General features: G+C 72.4%; 17 protein-coding genes and 1 pseudogene. 6 read left to right on the forward strand and 12 right to left on the reverse strand.

Going from position 1 to position 22,427, the window contains the following annotated elements:
* Positions 1-11: 11 nt before the first annotated feature.
* On the reverse strand, positions 12-1,604 hold the full coding sequence (locus tag ACIQRL_RS33125; protein ID WP_401338512.1) for an acyl-CoA carboxylase subunit beta: 1,593 nt from the start codon (positions 1,602-1,604) through the stop codon (positions 12-14).
* A gap of 142 nt (positions 1,605-1,746) precedes the next feature.
* The gene (locus ACIQRL_RS33130; RefSeq protein WP_401338514.1) at positions 1,747-1,959 is read right to left on the reverse strand and encodes an acyl-CoA carboxylase subunit epsilon; all 213 of its coding nucleotides are present in this window, start codon (positions 1,957-1,959) and stop codon (positions 1,747-1,749) included.
* 273 nt (positions 1,960-2,232) lie between these two features.
* Between ACIQRL_RS33130 and ACIQRL_RS33135 the strand changes: the two genes are divergently transcribed.
* Positions 2,233-3,228 carry a ScbA/BarX family gamma-butyrolactone biosynthesis protein gene (locus tag ACIQRL_RS33135; RefSeq protein ID WP_401338516.1) on the forward strand — a complete coding sequence of 332 codons (996 nt, stop codon included), beginning with the start codon at positions 2,233-2,235 and terminating at the stop codon, positions 3,226-3,228.
* 390 nt (positions 3,229-3,618) lie between these two features.
* On the opposite strand, the pseudogene ACIQRL_RS33140 reads toward ACIQRL_RS33135, so the two are convergent.
* Positions 3,619-3,841 (reverse strand): annotated as a pseudogene (locus tag ACIQRL_RS33140) (hypothetical protein); the annotation flags it as partial.
* Between the two features lie 142 nt (positions 3,842-3,983).
* Positions 3,984-4,643, reverse strand: a complete 660-nt coding sequence (locus ACIQRL_RS33145) for a ScbR family autoregulator-binding transcription factor (RefSeq protein ID WP_401338518.1) — start codon at positions 4,641-4,643, stop codon at positions 3,984-3,986.
* A gap of 832 nt (positions 4,644-5,475) precedes the next feature.
* Here ACIQRL_RS33145 and ACIQRL_RS33150 point away from each other — a divergent pair.
* On the forward strand, positions 5,476-6,465 hold the full coding sequence (locus ACIQRL_RS33150; protein WP_401338520.1) for a ScbA/BarX family gamma-butyrolactone biosynthesis protein: 990 nt from the start codon (positions 5,476-5,478) through the stop codon (positions 6,463-6,465).
* 78 nt (positions 6,466-6,543) lie between these two features.
* On the opposite strand, the gene ACIQRL_RS33155 is transcribed toward ACIQRL_RS33150, so the two are convergent.
* Positions 6,544-7,395: an NAD(P)H-binding protein gene (locus tag ACIQRL_RS33155; RefSeq protein ID WP_401338523.1), complete on the reverse strand. Its 852-nt coding sequence runs from the start codon at positions 7,393-7,395 to the stop codon at positions 6,544-6,546.
* A 197-nt stretch (positions 7,396-7,592) separates the two neighbouring features.
* On the opposite strand from ACIQRL_RS33155, the gene ACIQRL_RS33160 reads away from it, so the two are divergent.
* Positions 7,593-8,261 (forward strand): ScbR family autoregulator-binding transcription factor, encoded by a 669-nt coding sequence (locus ACIQRL_RS33160; RefSeq protein ID WP_401338525.1) that lies wholly within the window; start codon positions 7,593-7,595, stop codon positions 8,259-8,261.
* Here ACIQRL_RS33160 and ACIQRL_RS33165 read toward each other — a convergent pair.
* Positions 8,254-9,789 (reverse strand): FAD-dependent monooxygenase, encoded by a 1,536-nt coding sequence (locus tag ACIQRL_RS33165; RefSeq protein WP_401338527.1) that lies wholly within the window; start codon positions 9,787-9,789, stop codon positions 8,254-8,256. The genes ACIQRL_RS33160 and ACIQRL_RS33165 overlap by 8 nt on opposite strands.
* A 276-nt stretch (positions 9,790-10,065) precedes the next feature.
* Positions 10,066-10,476 (reverse strand): DUF6009 family protein, encoded by a 411-nt coding sequence (locus tag ACIQRL_RS33170; RefSeq protein WP_401338529.1) that lies wholly within the window; start codon positions 10,474-10,476, stop codon positions 10,066-10,068.
* A 689-nt stretch (positions 10,477-11,165) separates the two neighbouring features.
* Between ACIQRL_RS33170 and ACIQRL_RS33175 the strand changes: the two genes are divergently transcribed.
* Entirely contained in the window at positions 11,166-12,830 is a 1,665-nt protein-coding gene (locus tag ACIQRL_RS33175) for a beta-1,3-glucanase family protein (RefSeq protein ID WP_401338532.1), read from the forward strand.
* Positions 12,831-13,265: 435 nt separating this feature from the next.
* Here the strand turns inward: ACIQRL_RS33175 and dacB are convergent, their stop codons facing one another.
* Positions 13,266-14,852 (reverse strand): D-alanyl-D-alanine carboxypeptidase/D-alanyl-D-alanine-endopeptidase, encoded by a 1,587-nt coding sequence (gene dacB, locus ACIQRL_RS33180; protein ID WP_401338534.1) that lies wholly within the window; start codon positions 14,850-14,852, stop codon positions 13,266-13,268.
* Positions 14,853-15,363: 511 nt separating this feature from the next.
* Between dacB and ACIQRL_RS33185 the strand changes: the two genes are divergently transcribed.
* Positions 15,364-16,515: a lactonase family protein gene (locus tag ACIQRL_RS33185; protein WP_401338535.1), complete on the forward strand. Its 1,152-nt coding sequence runs from the start codon at positions 15,364-15,366 to the stop codon at positions 16,513-16,515.
* A gap of 484 nt (positions 16,516-16,999) precedes the next feature.
* Here the strand turns inward: ACIQRL_RS33185 and ACIQRL_RS33190 are convergent, their stop codons facing one another.
* The 4 genes from ACIQRL_RS33190 to ACIQRL_RS33205 all read right to left on the reverse strand — a co-directional run bounded on the left by ACIQRL_RS33190 (position 17,000) and on the right by ACIQRL_RS33205 (position 21,473).
* Positions 17,000-17,812, reverse strand: coding sequence for a metallophosphoesterase family protein (locus tag ACIQRL_RS33190; protein WP_401338536.1), 813 nt, complete (start codon positions 17,810-17,812; stop codon positions 17,000-17,002).
* Positions 17,813-18,437: 625 nt separating this feature from the next.
* Positions 18,438-18,926 (reverse strand): hypothetical protein, encoded by a 489-nt coding sequence (locus ACIQRL_RS33195; RefSeq protein ID WP_401338538.1) that lies wholly within the window; start codon positions 18,924-18,926, stop codon positions 18,438-18,440.
* 404 nt (positions 18,927-19,330) lie between these two features.
* Positions 19,331-19,855, reverse strand: a complete 525-nt coding sequence (locus ACIQRL_RS33200; RefSeq protein ID WP_401338540.1) for a hypothetical protein — start codon at positions 19,853-19,855, stop codon at positions 19,331-19,333.
* Positions 19,856-20,621: 766 nt separating this feature from the next.
* Complete coding sequence (locus tag ACIQRL_RS33205) at positions 20,622-21,473, reverse strand: alpha/beta fold hydrolase (protein ID WP_401338542.1); 852 nt, start codon at positions 21,471-21,473, stop codon at positions 20,622-20,624.
* Positions 21,474-22,023: 550 nt separating this feature from the next.
* Between ACIQRL_RS33205 and ACIQRL_RS33210 the strand changes: the two genes are divergently transcribed.
* Positions 22,024-22,344, forward strand: coding sequence for a GYD domain-containing protein (locus tag ACIQRL_RS33210; RefSeq protein WP_401338544.1), 321 nt, complete (start codon positions 22,024-22,026; stop codon positions 22,342-22,344).
* Positions 22,345-22,427: the final 83 nt, after the last annotated feature.

Raw genomic sequence — 22,427 nt, forward strand, 5'->3', positions numbered from 1 at the left:
CGAGTGCTCCGTCACTGCGGGGGATTGCCGTGCTTGCGAGAGGGCAGGTCGGCGTGTTTGCTGCGGAGCATCGCCAGCGAGTTGATGAGGACCTCGCGGGTCCGGGCCGGGTCGATGACATCGTCGACCAGGCCGCGCTCAGCGGCGTAATAGGGGTGCATCAGCTCGGCCCTGTACTCCTTGACCATGCGCTCGCGCATGGCCTCGGGGTCTTCGGCCTCGGCGATCTGCTTGCGGAAGATGACGTTGGCGGCGCCCTCGGCGCCCATCACCGCGATCTCGTTGGTGGGCCACGCGTAGGTCAGGTCGGCACCGATGGACTGGGAGTCCATGACGATGTAGGCGCCGCCGTAGGCCTTGCGCAGGATCAGCGATATCCGCGGGACGGTGGCGTTGCAGTACGCGTACAGCAGCTTGGCGCCGTGCCGGATGATGCCGCCGTGCTCCTGGCCGACACCGGGCAGGAAGCCGGGCACGTCCAGCAGCGTGATGATCGGGATGTTGAAGGCGTCGCACATCTGGACGAACCGCGCGGCCTTCTCCGAGGCCTCGATGTCGAGCACACCGGCCAGCGACTGCGGCTGATTGGCCACCAGGGCGACCACCTGGCCGCCCAGCCGCCCCAGGGCGCAAATGATGTTGCGCGCCCAGCGCTCGTGGACCTCCAGGTAGTCGCCGTCGTCGACGAGCTCCTCGATCACCTTGGCCATGTCGTACGGGCGGTTGCCGTCGGCCGGAACCAGGTCCAGCAGCACCTCGGTGCGCCGGGTCCGGGGATCCGTGCACGTCACACACGGCGGGTACTCGCGGTTGTTCTGCGGAAGCATGGAGAGCAGGTAGCGGACCTCAAGGATGCAGGTCTCCTCGTCGTCGTACGCGAAGTGCGCCACGCCCGATGTGCCGGCGTGCACGTCAGCGCCGCCGAGGCCGTTCTGGGTGATCTCCTCGCCGGTCACCGCACGGACCACGTCCGGGCCCGTGATGAACATCTGCGAGGTCTCCCGGACCATGAACACGAAGTCCGTCAGCGCCGGGGAGTAGGCCGCGCCGCCGGCGCACGGGCCGAGCATCACGGAGATCTGCGGGATGACCCCGGAGGCCTTGGTGTTGCGCTGGAAGATGCCGCCGTAGCCGGCGAGGGCGGAGACGCCCTCCTGGATACGGGCGCCGGCGCCGTCGTTCAGGGACACCAGCGGCGCGCCGGCCGCGATGGCCATGTCCATGATCTTGTGGATCTTGGTGGCGTGGGCCTCGCCCAGCGCGCCGCCGAAGATCCGGAAGTCGTGGGCGTAGACGAAGACCGTGCGGCCCTCGACCGTGCCCCAGCCGGTGATGACACCGTCGGTGTACGGCCTCTTGGCCTCCAGGCCGAAACCGGTCGCCCGGTGCCGGCGAAGCTGCTCGACCTCCTGGAACGAGCCCGCGTCCAGCAGCAGCTCGATGCGCTCCCGGGCGGTCAGCTTGCCCTTGGCGTGCTGCGCCCCGGTCGCCTTCTCACTGGGACCCCGCAGCGCCTGCGCACGGATGGCGTGCAGTTCGGCCACACGGCCGCGCGCGTCCGAAGGCTCGGCGGTCACTTGGAGAATGTCATTGAGGACTGTCACTGTGCCTGCCTCCCTCATGAGCGCGGCCGGACTGCACCCAGTCAACAAACCGCATGTGCGGTTTACATGAGGTGAGGGCTGGCACGCGCGTGAATCAGTGCTGGAAAGAGCGCCTGCCGATTCGCGGCCGGCGCTCGTGGCTCTATCGCCAGCCGTACGGGGAACGCCACTCGCTGCCGGGGCCCCGGGGACTGCGCCACGAGGGGACGGCGGGAAGCGGCTCCTGCTCACCGGTCACCGCCGTCCGCCCGGCCAGCAGCGAGCACAGCACGACGGCCACCGCGGCGAGTTCGTCATCGTCGGCCCGTCCGCGCTCGACCCGCAGCGCGAGGGGTGTGACGTCCGCTTCACCCATGTCCGCTCCTCTCGGTTCCGGCCACCGTCCGGTACCGCGCTACAGAGGCACTTCAGTGCCGCTCAAGAGGCGCCGGAGCGGGCGGCCCGAAGTGCCACCCGCGCTGTGAGCCGGAGAAACGCCGGAGAAGGGGCGGGCCGCGCACAGCAGTGCCGCCGACCGCGGGCGGCGACGGCGAACGATCCCGTACGGAGGCTCCGATTCCTCTAGATATCAAACCGGTTGCCCTCTATTTTTCCTCCACAGCCATCTCCGATCTGTTCAGGGGGAGCGATGACCGCGAGCACGTTCGGGTTCGAAGGTCCGTCGATCGGGCACACGACGACGCAAGCCGCTCAGTCACCTTTCCGGTCGGCCGAACCGCTTCACGGGCACCTGACCACCACGGTCCCCAGGGAACTGGTGCACCGGGCAGCCGTCGCCGAGGTCGTGCTCACCGGCTGGCAGCGCCTGGGTGACGCCCGCTTCGCGATGACCGCCCAATGGCCGCGGGGCCACAGCTTCTTCACTCCCGTGAACGGAACCCACCACGACCCGCTGATCGCTGCTGAAACGATTTGCCAGGCCGGTGCCCTGCTCGCCCACGCCGAGTTCGGCGTTCCCTTCGCCCACCAGTTCCTGCTGGACGAGCTGGCCTTCACCGTGCGTCCCGAGGAGATACGGGTCGGCGAAACGCCCGCCGCGCTGGACCTCGACGTCACCTGTTCGCAGATCAGGAAGCGAGGCCACCGGCTGGCCGGCATGTGTGTCGAGACCAGGGTGCTGCGCGAGAGGCGGCTCGCCGCGTCGGGACGGATCTCCTTCAACACCATCACTCCGGCCGTGTACCGGCGGCTGCGTCCGCAGCGCGTCCTCGACGCCGGGGACCGCCCCCTCCCGCCGACGGCTCCGGTGGCCCCGGCCGCCGTGGGGCGCTTCTCACCCACCGACGTGGTCCTCTCCCCCACCGGCGAGCCGGACCGCTGGCAACTGCGCGTGGACACCTGCCACCCCACCCTCTTCGACCACCAGGTCGACCACGCTCCGGGCATGGTGCTCCTCGAGGCCGCCCGCCAGGCGGCGACCGCGGTCCTGGACAGACCCTCGATCCTGCCGCTCGGCCTCGACTGCGCGTTCATGAGGTACGTGGAACTGGACCTGCCCTGCCTGATCGACGCCCTGCGCCTGCCCAGGGCCGCACCCGACGACCCGGAGACGGTTCTCGTCACGGGCCACCAGGAGGGCCGGCCCGTGTTCACCTCGACCCTGCGGGCCGCCCCGTTCGACTGACCGCGCGAAGAAGGAGCGCCCCGGGGACCTTCCCCTCCTCGCCACGGCCGGAGGGCGCGGCGAGGCCCGCCCGGTCCCCGGACAGGCACGGCACCCGTCTGCCGCGCCGCGGCGCCCAATGCCGCGAGGCGGTCCTCGGCCCAGGTCCGCGAAGGACGGGCCGGACGGCCGGTCAGGCGGCCGGCGGTGGCCTCCCCCGTGCGCCTTGTCCCCCGCACGCCGGCGTCATCCCGCGGCCGGCAACGCCTCGACGACGGCCGCGGGATGACGCTTCGCCGGCAGGACGCGGGCCCGGTCCGGGACAGTTCCCCGAAGCGCAGGGGTTGCCGAGCAGCCGGCCGAGCCGTTCCGTCCGCTCGGCCGCACCGATCGGCCCGGGTCCGGTCAGGGTGGGGCGCCGGCGGTGACGACGGCGTGGACCCGCTCGGCCATGACCCGGTCCGTGTCCTGCATCTCGGCGATCTTGGCGAGTACGTCCTGCTCCGCCAGCGCCGCCGTGGACCGCCCGCGAGCCGCGCCGCGCCGCCGCCTTCTGCTCCTGGGCGTGCTCCTTCATCGCGGCCCGTTCCCCGGCCGGGAACCCCTCGCGCTTGCCGCTCTTGGCATTGCTCATGCTCTTGTCGTGACGAATCTGCCTCCCGGAGCCCTCGGGTCGCGAAGACCGACCCGGGCGCTCGGCCGAGCCCGGTCCCTGCGGTCAGTGCAGCATCCACCGGGACCCCAGCCCTCGAGGCTTGCTACAGGACGGCTGGACCTCATGCCCGTCCGTGCCCCGCCTGTCCCCGGCGGGGCGCCGCAGCCGTCGTACCACCGGGCTTCAGCCCGCTCAGGACGTCGGCCGAGGCCAGCCGGGGCAGCAGCAGATCCCAGAACTGCACCAGCGTCTGCGCCGACGTCCACGTACGGTCGTCCGCGCCGAGCTGCTCGAAACCGACGGTCGCCGCCACCACCGTGACCGAGGCATCGGCTGCGGACACCCCCGGGGCGAGGACGCCTTCGCGCTCGGCGTCCCCGAGCGCCTCCTCGACCCAGCTCTGCCACTGTCCGCGCAGATCCACGGCCCCCTCGCGGCGCGGCGGGCCGCTGCCCAGCTCGAAGCCGGCCCGGACCACGACGTCCTGGTCCAGCCGCTCCATCAGGGCATGGGTGGCGTCGATGAGCCGCTGCAGCGGACCGGGGCCGCCTGCCCGCGCCGACGCGGCGATCGCACGGACCATGGCGGCCGCCTCGTCCTCGACCCCGCGCGCCAGGGCCTGCTTGCTCTCGAAGTGGAAGTGCAGCGCGCCATTGCTCACTCCGGCCCTCTTGCTGATGGAGGTGAGCGAGGCCAGAGCGAAGCCGTCCCGTGCGAACACCTCGGCCGCCGCTCGCACCAAGGACTCGCGCGTGCGCGCGGCACGCTCCTGCTTCACCATCGACGGATCTCCCCTGACTGCGGTCGGCCGGCCGCACCGCGGACCGGCTCTCACGTTCGTGCCTGCTCGTGCGGCCTGCCGGGGGCGGGTTGCCGCGCCCCGCGCGTGCACACGGGAAGGCAGACCGGCGTGGGTCGTACGAGGCCCCGCGAGGGACCGGGCGCGTACCCGCAGGCGTGTCCGGGTGGTCGGCGCGGCCGCCCACCGAGCCGCGCGACACGGGCCCATGGGATCGGACTTGCGCTCCTCACTCATGGACCTTCGCGGCCCGGCCGACGAGGACGATGATAACAAACCGCACACGCGGTCTCTATTTTATCTGCGAAGATACAGCGAAGCCAGTGCCGCTTCGGCGCTGTTTTCCGACGCGCCGGGATGCGGATCCGGCCGTCGGCGAAATCCGGCCACCGGCGCCTCCCCGCCCACGGCCGCCGCGCCTTCCCGCCGGCGGGGCAACACCCGGACCACGGCCGCCGGTTCGCTTCGCCCGGCCGCCGACGACCTGCCTTGATCAGGGTTTTTTCCTTTTCCCGAAAGACACCGTCGGACAGTCCGCTCGAGGGCGACTCGAGCGGCAGGCGGGTGACGCCTCCCGCGCACCCCGTGGACCGCGGGCGGCCCACGGCGCCGCGGCCGCGGACGGCTTGTCCGCTTCCGGTCGGCATGAAGGGATACGGGCAGTCCTCTGCATATTTGGAACTACTCGGTCCACATATTGCACATTGGAACTTCGTATTCCTTCTAGAAATTAAACCGGGTGGTATGTATCTTCCATGTCCTCGGGGATCCACCACCCACATTCAGGCCAAGGCCAAGGCGGCTCGGGGGGACCATGTCTACGAGTACGTACCGCATGAACCGCGTGATACCCGGCATGACGGGTCTGGGGGGCCATGCGGCCCCCGCAGGAGGCGGCGTCCTCGCCCTCCAGCCTCTGACCAGTACTGTTCCCAAGGAACTCGTCCACCGCGCGAGCGTCGCCGAGGTCATGCTGACCGACTGGGCGCGCAGGGGCGATCACCACTTCGCCCTGGCCGCCCAGTGGCCTCGCGGGCACAGCTTCTACACGAACGTCGACGGCTGCCACGACCCGTTGATCGCCGCCGAGACGATCCGCCAGAGCGGCTTGCTCCTGGCGCACGCCGAGTACGGGGTCCCGTTCGGCCACCACTTCCTCGTGAGCGATCTCAGCGTGGCGGTACGGCCTGCGCATCTGCGCGTCAACGGAACTCCCGCCTCGCTCGAACTCGACGTCAGGTGCCGTGACGTGAAGGAGCGCCGCGGCGAGGTGACGGGGTTCCGCATCGAGGTGGAGATCTACCGCGACGGCGACCTCGTCGCGACCGGAGGCGGCACGCTGACGTGCATCGCCCCCCGGGTCCACCAGCGGCTGCGTGCCGTCCGCGACCCCGGCTGCGCGCGCGTCCTCCCGCTGACGGCCCCGGAGTCACCGCAGACCGTCGGGCGCATGTCCCCCATGGACGTGGTCCTCTCCCCCGTCGGCGAGCCGGACCGGTGGCAGCTGAGGGTGGACACCCGCCACCCCGTGCTCTTCGACCACATGGTCGACCACGTGCCCGGCATGCTGCTCCTCGAGGCCGCCCGCCAGGCCGCGACGGCGACCCTGGGACACGCCTGCCTGCCGCTCGCCGTCGCCAGCGAGTTCCTGCGGTACGTCGAGCTGGACGCCCCCTGCGCGATCGAGGCGTGCCTGGTTGCGGGGACGGGCGAGGAGGGCGCGAGGACCGTGCTCGTCACCGGCCGGCAGGGCGGGGCGACCGTGTTCCGGTGCACCGTGACCATGGCCCCGCCCCTGCGGTGACCGCCCTCGGGCATCCGCTCCCCCGGGGAGGCCGCGGCTCTCCGGGGGAAGCGGATGCCACTCGGGTCCGCCCGCCGGTCACCCGCCCGGCGCGAAAGCCGCCAGATGGTCCTCGGCCCACGCACCGAACGTGCCCGCCGGGCGGCCGGTCAGTGTGCCGACGGTGTCCTCCACCCCGGCCTTCGCGCCTGCGCGCTGGCGTTCCGCGCTCTCCAGCAGCGCTTCGACCACCGGCGCCGGATAACGGCGTGCGAGTGCGGCGCGCGCGTCGTCCGGGGTGAGTTCCTCGAAACGCAGCGGGACGCCCAGCAGCCGGCCGAGCTGCTGCGTCTGCCCGACCGCGGTGACGGCCTCGGGTCCGGTCAGCGTGTAGGCGCGGCCGGCGTGCCCCTCCTCGGTCAGGACGCGTGCGGCGACCTCCGCGACGTCCCGCGGGTCCACACAGGCGTTGCCCGAGGTCCCGTGCAGCGCGCGAACGGTGCGCGCGGACCGGACGGACGGCGCCCACGACAGGGCGTTGGAGGTGAACGCGCGCGGGCGCAGCAGGGTCCACTCCAGGCCGGAGGCGCGCAGCAGATCCTCGTTGGCGCGCTGCCAACGGGTGATGAGATCGTCGGCCTGCCCGTCCAGCACCGTGGCGGCGGAGAGCTTCACCACCCGTTGCACTCCGGCCGTTCGTGCCGCGCGGACGAACCGGTCGTCGTCGTCACCGGCGACGCTGGTCGTGACGAGGAACGCCGTCCGTACGCCGTCCAGAGCCCTGGCCAGCGATCGCGGATCCCTGTAGTCCCCGGCGACCGTCTCCGCCGTCGCGGCCGCCCCGGTCACCTTCGCGGGATGCCTGGCCATGATGCGGACACGCCGGCCGGGCGCAAGCCGCCCGAGCAGTTCCCGGCCCACCGTCCCCGTCGCCCCGGTCACCAGGATCACCGGGGGTCTCCTTCGCCCGCCGGGGCCACGCCGTCATGCGATCCGTCCATGGACTCCTGCTCCTCCGGCGATGCTTTTCCGCAACTGATTGAATGCCGTACGGCTGGAAGGGGGTACGCAAACACCAAACAGCTGTAATATACAAACTGGACGGTTTTTTATTGGGTCTCCGGGCTCATCGACAGGAGGAGGCCGGCATGGCGAAGCAGGAGCGGGCGGTCCGGACCCGGCACGCGATCCTCTCGTCGGCAGCCAGGATCTTCGAGGAACGCGGCTACCAGGCGGCGACCGTCAGCGAGATCCTCGCCAGCGCCGGAGTGACCAAGGGAGCCCTGTACTTCCACTTCCCCTCGAAGGAACACCTCGCCGAGGGCGTCCTGCACGCCCAGGACCTCAACGTGCCCATCCCCGAGCGCGCCTGCATGGTGCAGCAGCTGGTGGACACCGTGGTCCTGCACGCCTACCGCCTGCAGACGGACCCCATGGTCCGGGCGGGCGTCCGCCTGTCGCTCGACCAGCAGGCCCAGGGGCTCGACCGCAGCGGACCCTTCCTGCGCTGGAGCGAAGTGGGGGCCGAACTGCTGGACAAGGCCAAGGCCCAGGGCGAGCTGCTGCCCCATGTGGTGCCGGGCGAGACCGCCGACGTCCTGGTGGGAGCCTTCGCCGGCGTCCAGGCCATGTCCCAGGCCGTGTGCAATTACCAGGACCTGCCCCCCAGGGTCAGCGCCTTGCTGCGCCATGTGCTGCCCAGTGTGGTCGTTCCGTCCGTCCTCGCCTCGGTGGACCTCACCGCGACCAGGGGGGCCGCGGTCTACGCCGAGCTGCAGGCCCTGCACCCCGAGCTCGAGCCGGCACCCGTCAGCTGACCACCCCGGCGAGGACACCGGCGGCCTGCGCTCCCGCGCCCCGGCCGAAGTACGCCGTCAGGGCGGCGGCCGGCCCGCCGGCCCCCGACGCCCAGGCGATGTAGCCGTCGGGCCGCACCAGCAGGGCGTCGCAGGGCAGTTGAGGCACCGGCTCGGCATGCACCACCCGCACCAGCCCGGCCCAGCCCCGGGCCTGCTCGGCATAGCCGCCGCTGCCGCCCCTGTCGCCGAAGAGCAGCAGCAGCGGGGACCCCTCGCGCAGCAGGCCGATCACATCGGCCGGGCCTTCCCGGGTCCGCAGGACGGCGTTGCGCAGAAACGTCCCTTCCCAGGGCGAGGAGTCCGCGGCGCGCGCGGGCAGTACGGTGTCCTGGGCACTGACCATGGAGGCCAGCACACCGCTCTCCCCTCCCCCGGCCAGCAGCTCGCCGAACAGGGCGCGCAGCGGGTCGAGTTCGGGGCCGGGCCGCATCAGGGCGAGCTGGGCGCGCGTGTTGTCGATCACCCGCTGGGCTGCGGGCCGGCGCTCCCGGTCGTAGGTGTCGAGCAGCCCCTCGCCCGCCCTGCCGCGTACCGTGAGCGCGAGCTTCCAGCCGAGGTTGACGGCGTCGAGCAGTCCGGTGCCCAGCCCCTGGCCACCGACCGGGAAGTGCACGTGCGCGGCGTCCCCGGCCAGCAGGATGCGCCCCTTGCGGTAGGAGGCGACCAGCCGGGAGAAGTCGCTGAACCTGCTCAGCCACCTGGGATCGCGCATCGCGATGTCCTCTCCGGTGATCCAGCTGACCTCGCGGTGCAGCTCTTCCAGCAGGAGCGGCAGATCGCGCCGGGTGTGCGCGCCCTGGCAGTTGAGAGTCCGCAGGCGGACCGTTCCGCCTCCCACGTGCTTGGCGACGACCCAGCCACGCTCGGTGCGGTGCCACCCCGCCTCCAGGCCCACGCCCTCCCCGACGCGGACGTCGCCCGCCATCGCCGAGATGGTGGCGGGGTAGGTGCGGGAGGCGAAGCCCGCCTGACGGCGTACGAGGCTGCGCGCCCCGTCGGCTCCCACGAGGTAGCTGCCCGTGCAGACCACCGCGCCGCCCGGCCCCTGCGCGGTGACGCTCACGCCGCCCGGCCCCTGCCGTACCTCCGCCACCCGGTGCCCGCGCAGGATCCGCGCGCCGGCGGCCCGGGCCCGCCGCTCGAAGTGGCGCTCGAGTTCTTCCTGTGAGCACTTCAGGATCGGCTGCGGCTCGGCGGGCGGGGCCGAGATGGCCAGCCCCGGGATGCCGGCGAAGTGGAACGGGCTGCTGACCGGCGCCGGGCCCTCGCCCTCCCCTTCGGCCACGAGCCCGGTGAGATGCCCGCGCCGCGCGAGACTCTGCACCGCGCGGGCGTGCAGTGTGCTCGCTTTGGGGCACCGGGAGACGGCGGTCCGCGACTCGACCACCACGGTGCGCACTCCCTGCCCCGCCAGTTCGCAGGCGAGGAGCATCCCCACGGGCCCCCCGCCGACGATCACCACTTGCCCTTGTACGCAGCGCACCATCCCGGACCTCCCCCAGTCGTGGACCAGTACACGAGCGGCGAGGCGAAGGAGGCGCGGCGCACCGGTCCTCGGCGGCCACCCCGTCCGAACAACTCCCCTCCTCCCCCCGGCGGGGGGGGGGAGGCGAGCCGCCCAGCTCACCCGTCCGTACGAGCGAAGAAAAATATACCGGGTGAGCGGTTTTTTTGCAACGGCGGTGCCGGTCCCGCTTCCCCCGGCCGGAGGCGGCAGGCGCACACGGCTCCCCGGGGAGAACAGACCGCCCGGGTCCCGCCGCTACAACGGCAGCGCGATGCCCGCCTCCCGCATCGCCGACGACGGCGGCCCGCCCCCCGAACGCCCGGCCTCGCACCCCTTGCACCCCTTGCCGCCCGGCGCCAGCGTCCGCGGGCCGACGGCCCCGGCGGGCGCCCCGGTCGCGCACAGGCCCTCGGGGCCGGTGCCGCGGCCGTGCGGCAGCAGCCACAGCGCCCGGCGGCGGACGGCGCCCGAGGAGCGGGACGGTTCGGCGCCGGGGCCCGGCAGCGCGCGGCCGGCCGTGCGTGCGTCGCGGCGGCGGGGCGGCGTGCCGCGCCGCGCCGGCAACGGGTCCGGGCCCTGCCGTACGCAGCCGGGCGCGCCGATGCCCCCGGGCCGGACCGGGCCGGCCTCGTGAACGAGCCCATCCTCAGCGATGAGAGCGCTCATGCTGTCTCCTCGTCGGCGACCGGTCCGATACCCGGGTCGTACGTGCGCCGGCCGGACAGGATCATCCTCTTGGGCGACGCCGGTCCCACCACTTCGCGCACCCGGGCCCTAAAGGCGCGTGACGGGACGGCCGGGACCCCCTCATTCTGGCACCACGCCCTGCAGGGCGCGTAGAGCTGCGCCCGTTCCGCCCGCAGGTCACCGTCGAGCCGGCAGGCCCCGGCGAGAAGACGGCCGGCGCGGTCCCCGGCGCCGCCGGACCGGTCTCCGCACCGCCCCACCCGCCCCCTCCGCACCCCCACCGCGCCCCCGCCGTCGGCCCCCGCAGGCGCCGGCCCCGCTCCTTCGCCCCCGCCCGCCGCAACGGGGCCGCGGCCACCGCGGCCGCACCGTCCGCATCACCGGCCGCGGCGCGGCGGACCTCCCGAAAAGACCGACGCCTCCGGGCCGCCGGCACCTGCGGGCGATCACCCGCGCCCGCGACACGACGGGCCCCCTCCGCCCCCGAGGACGCCGCCGCCCCGGCCTGCCGCCAGCCGCGGGCGCCGTCACGTGGAGGTAATCGTTCCGCAACCTTGACGTTATTGGTCCAGTCCAATAACGTCACCCCCGCACAGAACCTCACATGAACCAACTCCCCCGCACCGTCGCATTGCTGACGGACCATCACCCCCTCCGGGAGGGCCCCTGTGGTTTCCCGACGTTCCTTCCTGACCGCGGCCGGCGCCCTCACCGGTGCGGCCGCACTCAGCCCGTTCTCGCCGCTCTCGCCGTCGACCTCCGCCGCGGCGGCAGCGGGAGTCCCGCTCCCCGTGAAACTGGCGAACAACTCCGGGCACGACACCGTCTACGCCTACATATCCGGCACCGACAGCAGCGGCTGGCCGGTCTTCGTCTCGGCGAACGGCGCCCTGAACCGGCTGCCCAACCCGTCGTCCGCGGTGACCCCCATCGCCGACTACTCCATCGCGCTGGGCGCCTCCGGTTCGGCCGCCAGGACCATCACCCTGACCGACTACATCATCGGCGGCCGTGTCTGGTTCTCGGTCGGGCAGAAACTCCAGTTCTTCGTCAACCCGGGCTCCCCGCCCGGCGTGGTGCAGCCCGCCCTGGTCAGCTCCGACCCCAACTGGGCCACCAGCTGGACGTTCTGCGAGTTCACCTTCAACAGCGCCAACCTGTACGCGAACATCTCCTACGTCGACATGGTCGCGCTGCCGGTCTCGATGGCCAGCACCGGCAGCGCAGGCACCCAGTCGGTCAGTCCGCTGCCCGCCGGCGCCCTCGCCTCCATCGCCTCCGGCCTGCAGACCCAGCACGCCTCCGACGGAGCCCCCTGGGACAGGCTGGTGGTCACCGACTCCTCCGGCGGGGTGCTGCGCGTCATGGCGCCCTCGCACTCACCGGTGGACTTCGGCGGCTACTGGAACGACTACCTGAACCGGGTCTGGAGCCACTACGCCTCCACCCCGCTGACCATCAACGGCCAGGGCAGCATCGGCTCCTACACCGGCACCGTCTCCGGCAACGCCATCGTCTTCTCCGGGCTCAACACCAACGGCGTGCCGTTCACCAAGCCGAGCGCCGTCGACATCTTCGGCTGCGCGTCCGGCCCCCTCTACAACTCCGGCGGGGACGCCCGCGGAGCGATCGCCGCCCGGCTCGCCGCAGCGATCAACCGCAGCTCGCTGCTGGTCCCGGGCGGGAACAACAACCCCGACGGCGTGACGCCCGCGCAGTACTACACGGACGCGGTCACCAACCACTACGCACGCCTGGTCCACAAGTACGCCAGCATCGGCTACGCGTTCCCCTACGACGACGTCGGCCCCACCGGCTCGGCCCCCGTCGACGGGCACATCCAGGACGGGGCGCCCACCTCGTGGAGCATCACCCTGGGCGCCGGCGCCTCCGGTGGAGGATCGGGCGGCGGCTCGGGCACCGTCAGCGCCTACAGCACCATCCAGGCCGAGTCCTACTCGGCACAGAGCGGGACCACCACCGAGGCCTGCTCCGACACCGGCGGCGGCAGCGACGTGGGCTACATCGCGAACGGCGACTGGCTGAAGTTCTCCTCCGTCGACTTCGGTTCGGCCTCCCCCAGCCAGTTCAAGGCCCGGCTGGCCTCGGGCGCGGCCGCCGGTGTCAGCGGTGCCGTCCAGGTGCGGCTCGACAGCACCGGCGGCACGAAGATCGCCGAGATCGACTTCGCCAACAACGGCGGCTGGCAGAACTGGCAGACCGTTCCCACGAACATGGCCGCCCCCGCCACCGGAGTCCACGACGTCTACCTGGTCTTCTCGGGCAGCAGTTCGGACTTCACCAACATCAACTGGTTCACCTTCACCAGCTGACCCCCGGCCCCGCGGCAACGGGCGCCGCGGGCACGGCACCGACCGGCGGCCAGATATCCGGCCGAGGCCACGCCCGCGCGCCGCGGCCCGGCCGTATACGGTCCGCCGGCAGGGTGCAGCCGCCCCGCCAGGGCGGCTGCACCCCGGGGTCCCGGCCCCGGCGCCTGAGGAGCCGCCCCCGCGCGGCAGGCCCCGGCACGGCGGGGGACCCTGTGCCGGGCGCACCGCCTGCCCGGGCCGACGGCAGAACGCGATGCCGCCGCGCTCAACGGCCGCGGCGGCTCGCCGCCCTGCCGGCCCGGCACGGGCGGACCGAGGAACCGCGGACGGGGGCACCGCACCGACCGCCGGAGTGCCCGGAGCGCAGCGGCCGTCTCGTTCTCGAGCCGGGCCCCTGCGCTCCGGGCGGTCGTGCGGCGGGTTTTGGGCGGCGTGCTACTTGTGTGCCGAGGCCTGCTCCTGGAGGAGCGCGGTGATCTGGTTGACGTCGTTGAAGATGCTCAGGAAGCTCTGCAGGTCGGGGCTGGCGGCGCCGTTGACGCCGACGAAGAAGGTCAGCAGGCGGCCGTCGTCGGTCTTCAGGTAGCCGGCCTCGTTCTGGGCCGAGGCGGCGAGCTGCTGGTTCAGCAGGTCGTCACCGAGAATGGTGCCGGGCTTGGCGAACACCTTGCCCTTGGCCGGGCAGTTCGTGGTGCAGGACATCGCGTTCGAGCCGTCGACGCCGAGGATCGGGAGCAGCCTGCGGAAGGCCGTGGCGTCGGGGGTGTGCAGCCAGTAGGTGAGGAGCTCGACGAGGCCCTTCGGGGTGACCCGCTCGGCCGGCACGCCGCCGCGCCCGTCGGCGAGCTGGAACTGCTTCGGGTCGATGTGCGCGACACCGGTGAGGAAGTCGTGCTCGATCGGGAACGCGTCGAAGCAGTTCTTGCTGCCGCGCGCGACGGCCATGTTGCACAGGGCCAGGTTGGCGCCGAGGTTGTGGCTGACCTTGAGGATCAGCTTGGCGTACTGGCTGTACGGCGGGGAGACGTACGCGGCGACGCGGGGGTCGTGGCGGTAGGAGCGGGGCAGCTGGTCCTGCGGGTTGGGGCCGGTGGGCGGCGCGGTGACGGTGACTCCGGCGCGGCCGAGGGCCTCGATCAGCGCGGTGCGGCCAAAAGCGTTCGGGTCCTTGATGCCGGAGACCCGCAGCAGTGGCTGCGAACCCGCGGCGATGGTGCCGGTGAGGTGGATCTGGGTGCCGTCGGGCGAGGCGGTCACGTTGACGGAAGTGGTCCCGCCGCCGGCCACCGTCCGGACGGTGGAGGTGACGTGGTACGGGGAGACCTGCGGGCGCCAGAACAGCTTGGCCGCCTGCCCGGGCCTGGTCGGGGTCGTCAGCAGGTCGATCAGGTTGTCGTTGAGGATCAGCGGGGTGGGCTGCGGGCTCAGGTCCGGGAGGTCGAACAGGCGGGGGTCGATGACGACGTTGCCGTCGACCCTGGTGATGCCGGCCTCGCGGATCTGCCGGGCGATCTGGTTGATGCCGGCGAGCGGGTTCTCCGGGGTGAGGGTCGCGCCGGGGATTGCGGCCTCGGTGTGGTCGATGTCGGTGTAGTCCACCGAGCCGTCGGGCTTGGTGCGTCCGCCCATGGTCAGGTCGCCCTGGGCGACCAGCGCCAGGTTCCCGTGCAGCGTCGACCCGGTGCGGGTGCCGGTCGCCATCACGGGAGTGGTGAAGCCGTAGTCCGGGCCCAGGGTGTGCCAGGCGGTCGACATGGTGACCAGCTTGACCGTCGAGCCGGGGACGAAGAACTGGTTCGCGAACCGGGAGTGGATCACCCGGCCGTTCTCCGGGTCCGTCTCCAGCACGCCCCACTGCGCGTGCTCGTAACCGGGCTTGTGCATGATCGCCTCGATGGCGGGCCCGAGGCCGCCGTCGTGCGCGGCCGCCGGTGGGCCGGCGGCCGCCGCCCCCGCCAGGAACACGAGGGTCGCGCCGGAAGCCGCCCAGGTCCGGAGCCGGCCACAGTTCATCGCTCTCATGCATTCCGCCATTTCTGGGGTCGAAGAAGCCGAGTCGAAGAAGCCCGCATCGCACGGGGCCGACGTGCACGGGCCCTGCCCGCCGGGGCGCTCCTGGCCGCATCGTAGGAACACGAACCGCGCACGTTTTGCTGCGCGGCGCCGTGCCGACAGCGCGGGGGACAACTTCATCCGGTCGGCCGATCACAGCAGGGTGCGGGCTGAAGCGCCGGCCCCGCGGGACCTGCAGGACCTGCAGGACCTGCAGGGGACGGCGGCGGCGGCCATCGCGCGACCCGGCGGCGCCGAACCGCAGCACCTCCAAGATTTATGACAGAACATCACATATCTTTCCGGCGAGGGGCAGTGGTGGCTCCCGCACGGGGACGCCGCCGGCGTTTGCGTGCACGCCCGCCACCGCCCTCGTCCATGTCGTCTCCGCTCGCGGCCACGGTGCCCGAATCTGGCTCGACCAGAGACGCGGGCCTCCAGCGGGACGCCGATCCCGGTCCCTCGTGGAGGCAGAACCATCGTGCAGAAGATCACTCGTCTCGGCATGGCCGTCGCGACCGCGCTCGCCGCAGCAGCCGTATGCGCTCCGTCCGTGCCCGCCGCCGCGCACGGCGGCGGCGACGGGCACCACCGCGAGGGCCACCATGCGGTCTTCGTCCAGACCGACAACCCGGCGGGCAACCAGATCGTCGCCTACCGGCGCGCGGCGAACGGACGGCTGACCCAGGCCAGGACCTACGACACCAACGGGCTCGGGGGCGTACTGGACGGCTCGGTCGCCGACCACCTCGCCTCGCAGGGCTCCCTGACCTACGACCCGCACCACGCCCTGCTGTACGCCGTCAACGCCGGCAGCGACACCGTCTCCGTGTTCTCGGTGGACGGCGACCGCCTGAAGCTGCGGCAGGTCATCGGCTCCGGCGGCCGGTTCCCGGTGAGCGTCGCCGTGCACGAGGACAACGTGTACGTGCTCAACGCCCTGGACGGCGGTTCCATCCAGGGCTACACGGTCCACCGCGGCCTCCTGCACGAGCAGCCCCGACGCCACCGCGCGCTGGGACTCGACCCGAACGCCACACCCCAGTTCACCAACACCCCGGGGCAGGTGGGCTTCACCGGCGACGGTTCCCAGCTCGTCGTCACCACCAAGGCGAACGGCAGCAGCCTCCTGGTGTTCAACCTGGACCGCTCCGGCGCACCCGCCCACTCCCCTGTCGTGACGAATCTGCCGGGTGCCGTGCCCTTCGCCTTCGTCCCCAACGGCCGCCACGGCCTGTTCCTGGCCGAGGCCGGGACGAACGCCGTCGCCACGTTCACCGTCCACCGCGACGGCACCGCATCACAGGAGGCGTTCGCGGCCACGGGCCAGTCGGCCACCTGCTGGATCGTCGCCGCCCGCAGCCTGCTCTACGCCTCCAACGCGGGCAGCTCGACCCTCAGCGGCTTCCGTGCCTTTGACCACGGCCGCCGGCTGACCCCCCTGGGCAACACGCCCACCGACCCCGGCACCGTCGACGCCGCGACCACCCCGGACGGGCACTACCTCTACGTCCAGACGGGCATCAACGGCATCGTCGACGAGTTCGCGGTCCGCCACGACGGCTCACTCACCCCGCTGGGCTCGCGGACCGTACCGGGCGGCATCGGCGGAGAAGGCATCGTCGCCCCCTGACCGGCCACCCGCACGGCACCGGGCCGCGGCCACCCGCACGGCACCGGGCCGCGGCCCCGCCCACCGGGCGGGGCCGCGGCCGGCACGAACGGCGTTGACATCGGCCTGTCGGTCCTTGTCGGCGTCGGTCGTCATCGAGCGACGCCGAGACCGGCCCCGGGCACGGCCCAACGGGGTGACCCGGGAACCGCGGGCCGGCCCGCTGGCCGGCCCCGGCCGACTCCTGTCGTGCCGGTCGCGGTGCAGCTCTGCTCTACCTCTGATCCTGCGAGAGTGCCCCGGCCTTCGGGCCGGGGGTGAATCGCATCTCTGGACTGCTCTGGCCTTGGCCGTGGGCACGGGTCAGCACTGTCTGCCCGCGCCCACGGCTGCCCGCGCTCAGTCTGGGCGCTTGTGCTGTGCGATGTAGTCCTTGACCACGTGGAGCAGCGCGCCGCCGCACGGGCCGGCGAAGCAGGAGGAATCCGCTGACGGCGGTGCGCGGTCAGTTCACGAAGATCCGGGTCTCCGCCTCCACGATGATCTGTTGCGGATCGGGCGGGTTCGACAGGGTGTCCGCGTACCGTTCCGCGTCCGGGTCTGCGGCGCGGCGGGCGCGCGCCATGGCGTCCGCGACGTCGTAGCGGGTGGTCCTGAGCCGGACATCGGGGCCCAGCAACGCCCAGTACGCGGTGCCCGGTTCACCCGTGTGGTACGGCAGTCCGACGCTGCCCGGGTTCACGCTGCGCAGGCCCGCCACGGCGCGGTCGAACTGGAGGTGCGCGTGTCCGGTGACCAGGACCCGCGCGTCGAGGGCCGCGGACAGTTCCGCGAACCGTTTCGGCGGTGTCCCCGGGGTGACCAGTTCATGGTCGCTGCGCGGCGAACCGTGGCAGAAGTGCACCGGTCCCAGCCCGTCGATCTCCACGACCGCCCCGAAGGGGAGGCGGCCGAGGAAGGCGATCGCCTCGGGCGAGTGCTGTGCGGCGATCCATGACTGGCGCGGGGTGCCGGCGGTCCCCGCGGCCGTGCCGATCCGGGCGGCGTAGCGGTCGGCGTTGCCGCGTACGCACAGGGCGCGGCCGCCCAGCGCGACGATCCGTTCGTACGTCTCCTGCGGCTGGGGGCCCCAGGTCAGGTCGCCGCACAGGACGACGAGGCCGGCCGCGGCGACGTCCGGTTCGGCGAGCACCGCGTCGAGGGCGGGGATGTTGGCGTGCACGTCGGAGAGCACGGCGACGCGGGAGACGGGCCCGTACCGGCGGGGCGGTCCCTCCCCGTTCGCCGGACCGTGCATTTCGACGTCGTCGTCGGGCATGGCTGCTTCCTCCTGCTGGCCGGGGTCTTCTCGGTGGGCGGGGGCCGGTGGGTTCAGCGGTCCGCCGCGGCGGCGGCCGGGGGTCCTGTCGCGGCAGGAGGGGTCCGGCGGGACGGACCGTGCGGGGGTGGGCGAGGCGTCTGCCGGGCGGCGGGCCTGTCAGCGGCCGGCCTTCGGGGCAGGCCCTCCACCGGTTACCGGAGAAGAGTCCGGGAAGCCCTCGACCGCTCTTGGCATCCTCCCCCTCCTGGGAGAAGGGGATTGCGGCCGAGGCGGGTTGAGGTTCACGACGGACGCTCGACCGCTGTCCGCGCGGTGTCGTCCGCGTCCCTCCGGCACCGGCTGAGCGCCCGGGGGATCGGGTTGCGGCGACTTCTGTCTGTGGAGGCGACCGGCTGCCTGCGGGAAGGCCACGCAGGTGACGGGTCAGGATGGCGTCCGGGTCCGCGAGCTCGGAGCTCGTGCTCGCGGGCGGCGTTCGCCCTGCGGACGTTGCGCGTGTTCATTTTCGTCCCGACTGGGCCTGCCGGGGATCCCACCGGGTGTGCTCACCGTCCTGGCGCCCGGGCGCTGAGCCATTGCCGGCGCGGGTGCGCACGCGCGCAGGTGTTCCCGGCACGGCAGGTCAGTGACCGCCGCGGCTGTCGTAGGCCGCGAGCGACAGTGCTTTCACCGCGGTCCGGGCGCGCTGTTTGTCCAGGCCCTCGTCGATGACCTCCAGTGCGCCGGCTGCCGAGATCCGGACGGCGCGGGGAAGACCGTCGTAGGCGGCGAGCCGGTACGCCACCGTCCGGCGGGCCCTTTGTTCCCTCTCGCTCACCCCTCCGGGGACGACCGGGAAGACCGCGGCCTCGTACAGCGCGACCCCCATGACCACCACGTCCGCGATGCCCTGCGAGGCCCCGCCGCTCTCGACGCCCGGGAAGGGATCCATCGCGATCCGGCTGTGGAAGAAGCCCCCGAGCCCGACGCCCACGGCCGTCGTGCCCGCCCCCACCGCGGCTCCCGCCCAGCCGCCGAAGACGAAACCGAAACAGGCACCGCCGGCCACCACGCACACCACCATCACCATGGTGAACAACACGTGCAGACGGGTGCCGGGCGAGACCTTCATGACGAGCAGTATGCAGACGCTCCCCGACCACGCCGCAGCGGCCCCGGGACCAGCCGATATGTGCCGGCCGTGGCACGGGATCCGGCACCGCCGCAAGACGCCCGGACGCACTGCGGCAGGGCGGGCGAGGCAGGCGAGGCAGGCCGGAACGGCTTCGAGACCCTGCCGACGTGGTGCCCGATCGAGGTCGCACCCGTGCCGGCCTGGCGGGTTGGCCGGTGGTGACCGTCTCTCGGCGCCGCGGTCGCAGACCGGACCGGGCACGGCGAAGCCGGTCTCGCCGAAGCCGGTCTCGCCGAAGCCGGTCTCGGCGAAGCCGGTCTCGGCGCCCGGAGTCCATCGCCTCGGCCCGCGACGTCAGGACACCCCCGGACCGCAGGTCCTGGCGGGCGTATCCGGTGGTTCTATTTCCTGGCGAGGCGGAGCTGGTTCACGCACCGCAGGTCCTGCCGGTACGTCACCGAACCCTGCCGGTACCAGAACCGGCACCGCGACGTGTCGCCTGTCACCGGTCCGCTCACCCTGATCCGGGCCACGTGATACCAATCGGCCGGTCTGCGGGCTTTCACCGTGAAGGCGTTGGGCCGTTCCGGCAGGCCGGTGATGTCATCGGCCGGCGAACCCGTCAGCATCGAGCCCATCCCGAATCCGTCGGTGTCCTCGGTGCTCACCACTTTGTAGCCGATCAGCTCCAGCCCTTTCGGCAGGCTGACGAACCGGGCCTTGAGTACGGTCACCGGTTCACCGCTGACGTTCCACGCCTGGGGCAGGCTCACCCAGTACTCCTTGCCGGTCCGCAGACTCTCGTTCCCGAAGTCGGCCTGGTCGTACCAGCCTCCGCCGAGCGCATGGCCCTCGCGTGTGCCGTCGGCATCGGGTCCCCGCGGGACCAGCCAGGCCGCCAGGGCCACCACCACGGCCGGCAGCACGGTTTGGGCGATCAGCCGACCGCGCCTACCTGGAGCAGAAGACACCGGCATGACCACTGCTCACCCGTCCGCTCCCGCCCCGGAACCGTGGCATTCCCAAGACGCCAGGAGTCATGACCACCTGCGCGCGACGGGACATCCGGATTCTCATGGAGTCCCTTTCCGTGGTGCGAAGAGATGACGGTCCAGCACCCTGGCCTGCTGGAACACCCGGATTTGATCACATGTGAAGAACCTGTGTCACTCGGGTCCGCGGGAAGCCTGCGCCAAGCCCGGCCCGGCGGAGGGAGGGACCGGTCAAGGCGGCGATCGTGAGACAGGGGCAACTCACCGGCCGGCAGCGGAAGTCGATCACTCGCTGCTGTCCGCCGGCGAGGACAGCCCGCGCCGTGAGCGGCTTCGGAATCGGTTCGAGGAGACGACGCGGGAGCCGGGGCCCGGAGGGGCGAGTCCGCGGATCGCGGAAGGTGTGCCCCGCCGGGGAGGGACGCCGATTGCGCGTGGACGGTCCTGGAGTCCGGCCGTTCATCGGCTGTCCGGGCCGGCGGCCGGAAGAGGAGCCGTCGGGTGCTTCGGCTGCTGGTGCAGGGCAGGTGCCGGCGGACGTGGACGGCGGCGGACGCAGATCCCGTGCCGGTCCTCGGGCGGGTCCCGGACGGTGTCCTTCACGACCGCGGGTGCGGCCCGAGTCGCCGGGTCGGCGACTCGGGCCGTCCTGGCGGCGAGGCAGAAGCCGGTGGGGCGGCGTCCTGCCAGAGCCGCAGGATCAGGGGCGGCCTGTCACCCGCACGGCGTTCTTGGCGATGCTCGCGACGATCTGGTCGTGGAGCGGCGCGGGCAGGTCGTGGCCCATCGCGTCGAGCGGCAGATAGGCCGAGTCGGCGAGCGCGGCGTGGGTGGCCTCGCCGCCGGCGATTTTGATCAGCGGATCCTCGCCACCGTGGATCACCAGCGCCGGGAGCCTCAACTGCTTGAGGTTCCTGGTGCGGTCGGGCGCGATCAGGGCCGCGGTCACCTGGCGTGTTCCGCCCTCGGGGTGCTGCGCGCGGTCGTACGCCTGCGTCGCCATCGCGAGGCGCCGCTCGCTCTCGCTGTCGGCGTAGGTCTTCGAGCCGATGGTCGCGTACAGGGCGGCGATCTGCTTGATCGCGTCCTCACGGCCGGGGGGCAGCGGCTTGGTCAGCTCCTCCAGCACATTGCCGTCGGCCATGCCGATGCTGATGTGCGGCGTGCTCATGATCGAGCACAGGCTGAGCACGCGCGGCGTGTGCTCGATCGCGAGCAGCTGGGCGATCATCCCGCCCATCGAGGCGCCGACGACGTGCGCCTGCTCGATGTCGAGATGGTCGAGCAGTTCGACCGTGTCCCGCGCGAGCGCCCTCAGGTAGTACTGGCTCGGTGTGGTCTTCCATTCCGTCAGGCCGCTGTCGCGGTTGTCGGGACGGATCACCCGGTAGCCGCGCTCGACGAGTGCGTCGACGATCTCCTGCGGCCAGTGGATCAGCTGCGAGCTGAGTCCCATGATCAGCAGCAGCGGCTCCCCCTGCGGATCGCCCTCGTCGCGGAAACACATCCGCACCGTCGTCAGTTCCGCGAACTGATCGCGCTTGTCGCTCATGACTTCCTCTCCGGCAGTTGAATCCCCCCGGCCGGCCGCGCCGGCTCGACGCGCGGCGAGAGTTCCGCGACGCCGGGCCCCGGCTCGTACCGGCAGGCAGGTGGGGCGGGCCCGACGGCCCGTCGGCAGGACAACGAGCAGACGATCAAGGAGACACGCCTGGGCCCCGGGCATATGCCGTAACTTGAACGCCCTGCTCAGGACCGGTAGCAGGTACGTGTCCGTCCTCGCCGACGTCCTGCCCGGCCTCGCGGCTCGGGGGTGCTTGCCTCACCCGACGCCCACGGCCGTGGCGCATGCCGGTGGCCGCGACGGCGGTCTCGGCGGCCTCAACGGGGGTGCCCGGGACCGGCGCCGGGACTGCCCGCCGCCCGCGCCCGGCACCTGGTGGCGGGGCTCGCGGCACGACGGCCGGCCGGTGACCGGCGCTCTGCCGCTGTCCGGGTGAATCCGGTGGGGTCCGGGTGAATCAGGTGGGGGTGGGTGGCGGGCGACGAGCCTGCGGGAAGGCCCTTGCGGACCGGACAAGCGATGGGCAGGGAGCGTCCCGATGCCGAAGTTCCTCATCCAGGCGACCTACACGCACGAAGGCGCCAAGGGGCTGCTCGAGGAGGGCGCGAGCGGCCGCCGCGCCGCCGTCGAACAGGTCGTCACCGGCCTCGGCGGCACCGTCGAGGCCATGTACTTCGCCTTCGGCGAGGACGACATCGTCCTCGTCGTCGACCTCCCCGACCCAATCTCCATGGCCGCCGCCGGCCTCACCGTCAAGGCCAGCGGCGGCCTTCGCACCCGGGCCACCCTGCTCCTCACCCTGGACGAGGTCGACGAGGCCGCCCGCCGGCAGGTCGCCTTCCGCGCCCCGGGCGCGTAGCGGCAAGGAGACCCGGCCAGGAGGGCTGCAGGTTCACGGTGGTCATCGCGCGGGGACGGTCCCGGGGACGTGAGAGGGCCCGG

Origin of the sequence: Streptomyces sp. NPDC091209, from assembly GCF_044757755.1 — a bacterium.
In the GTDB taxonomy this organism is placed as follows: Bacteria; Actinomycetota; Actinomycetes; order Streptomycetales; family Streptomycetaceae; genus Streptomyces.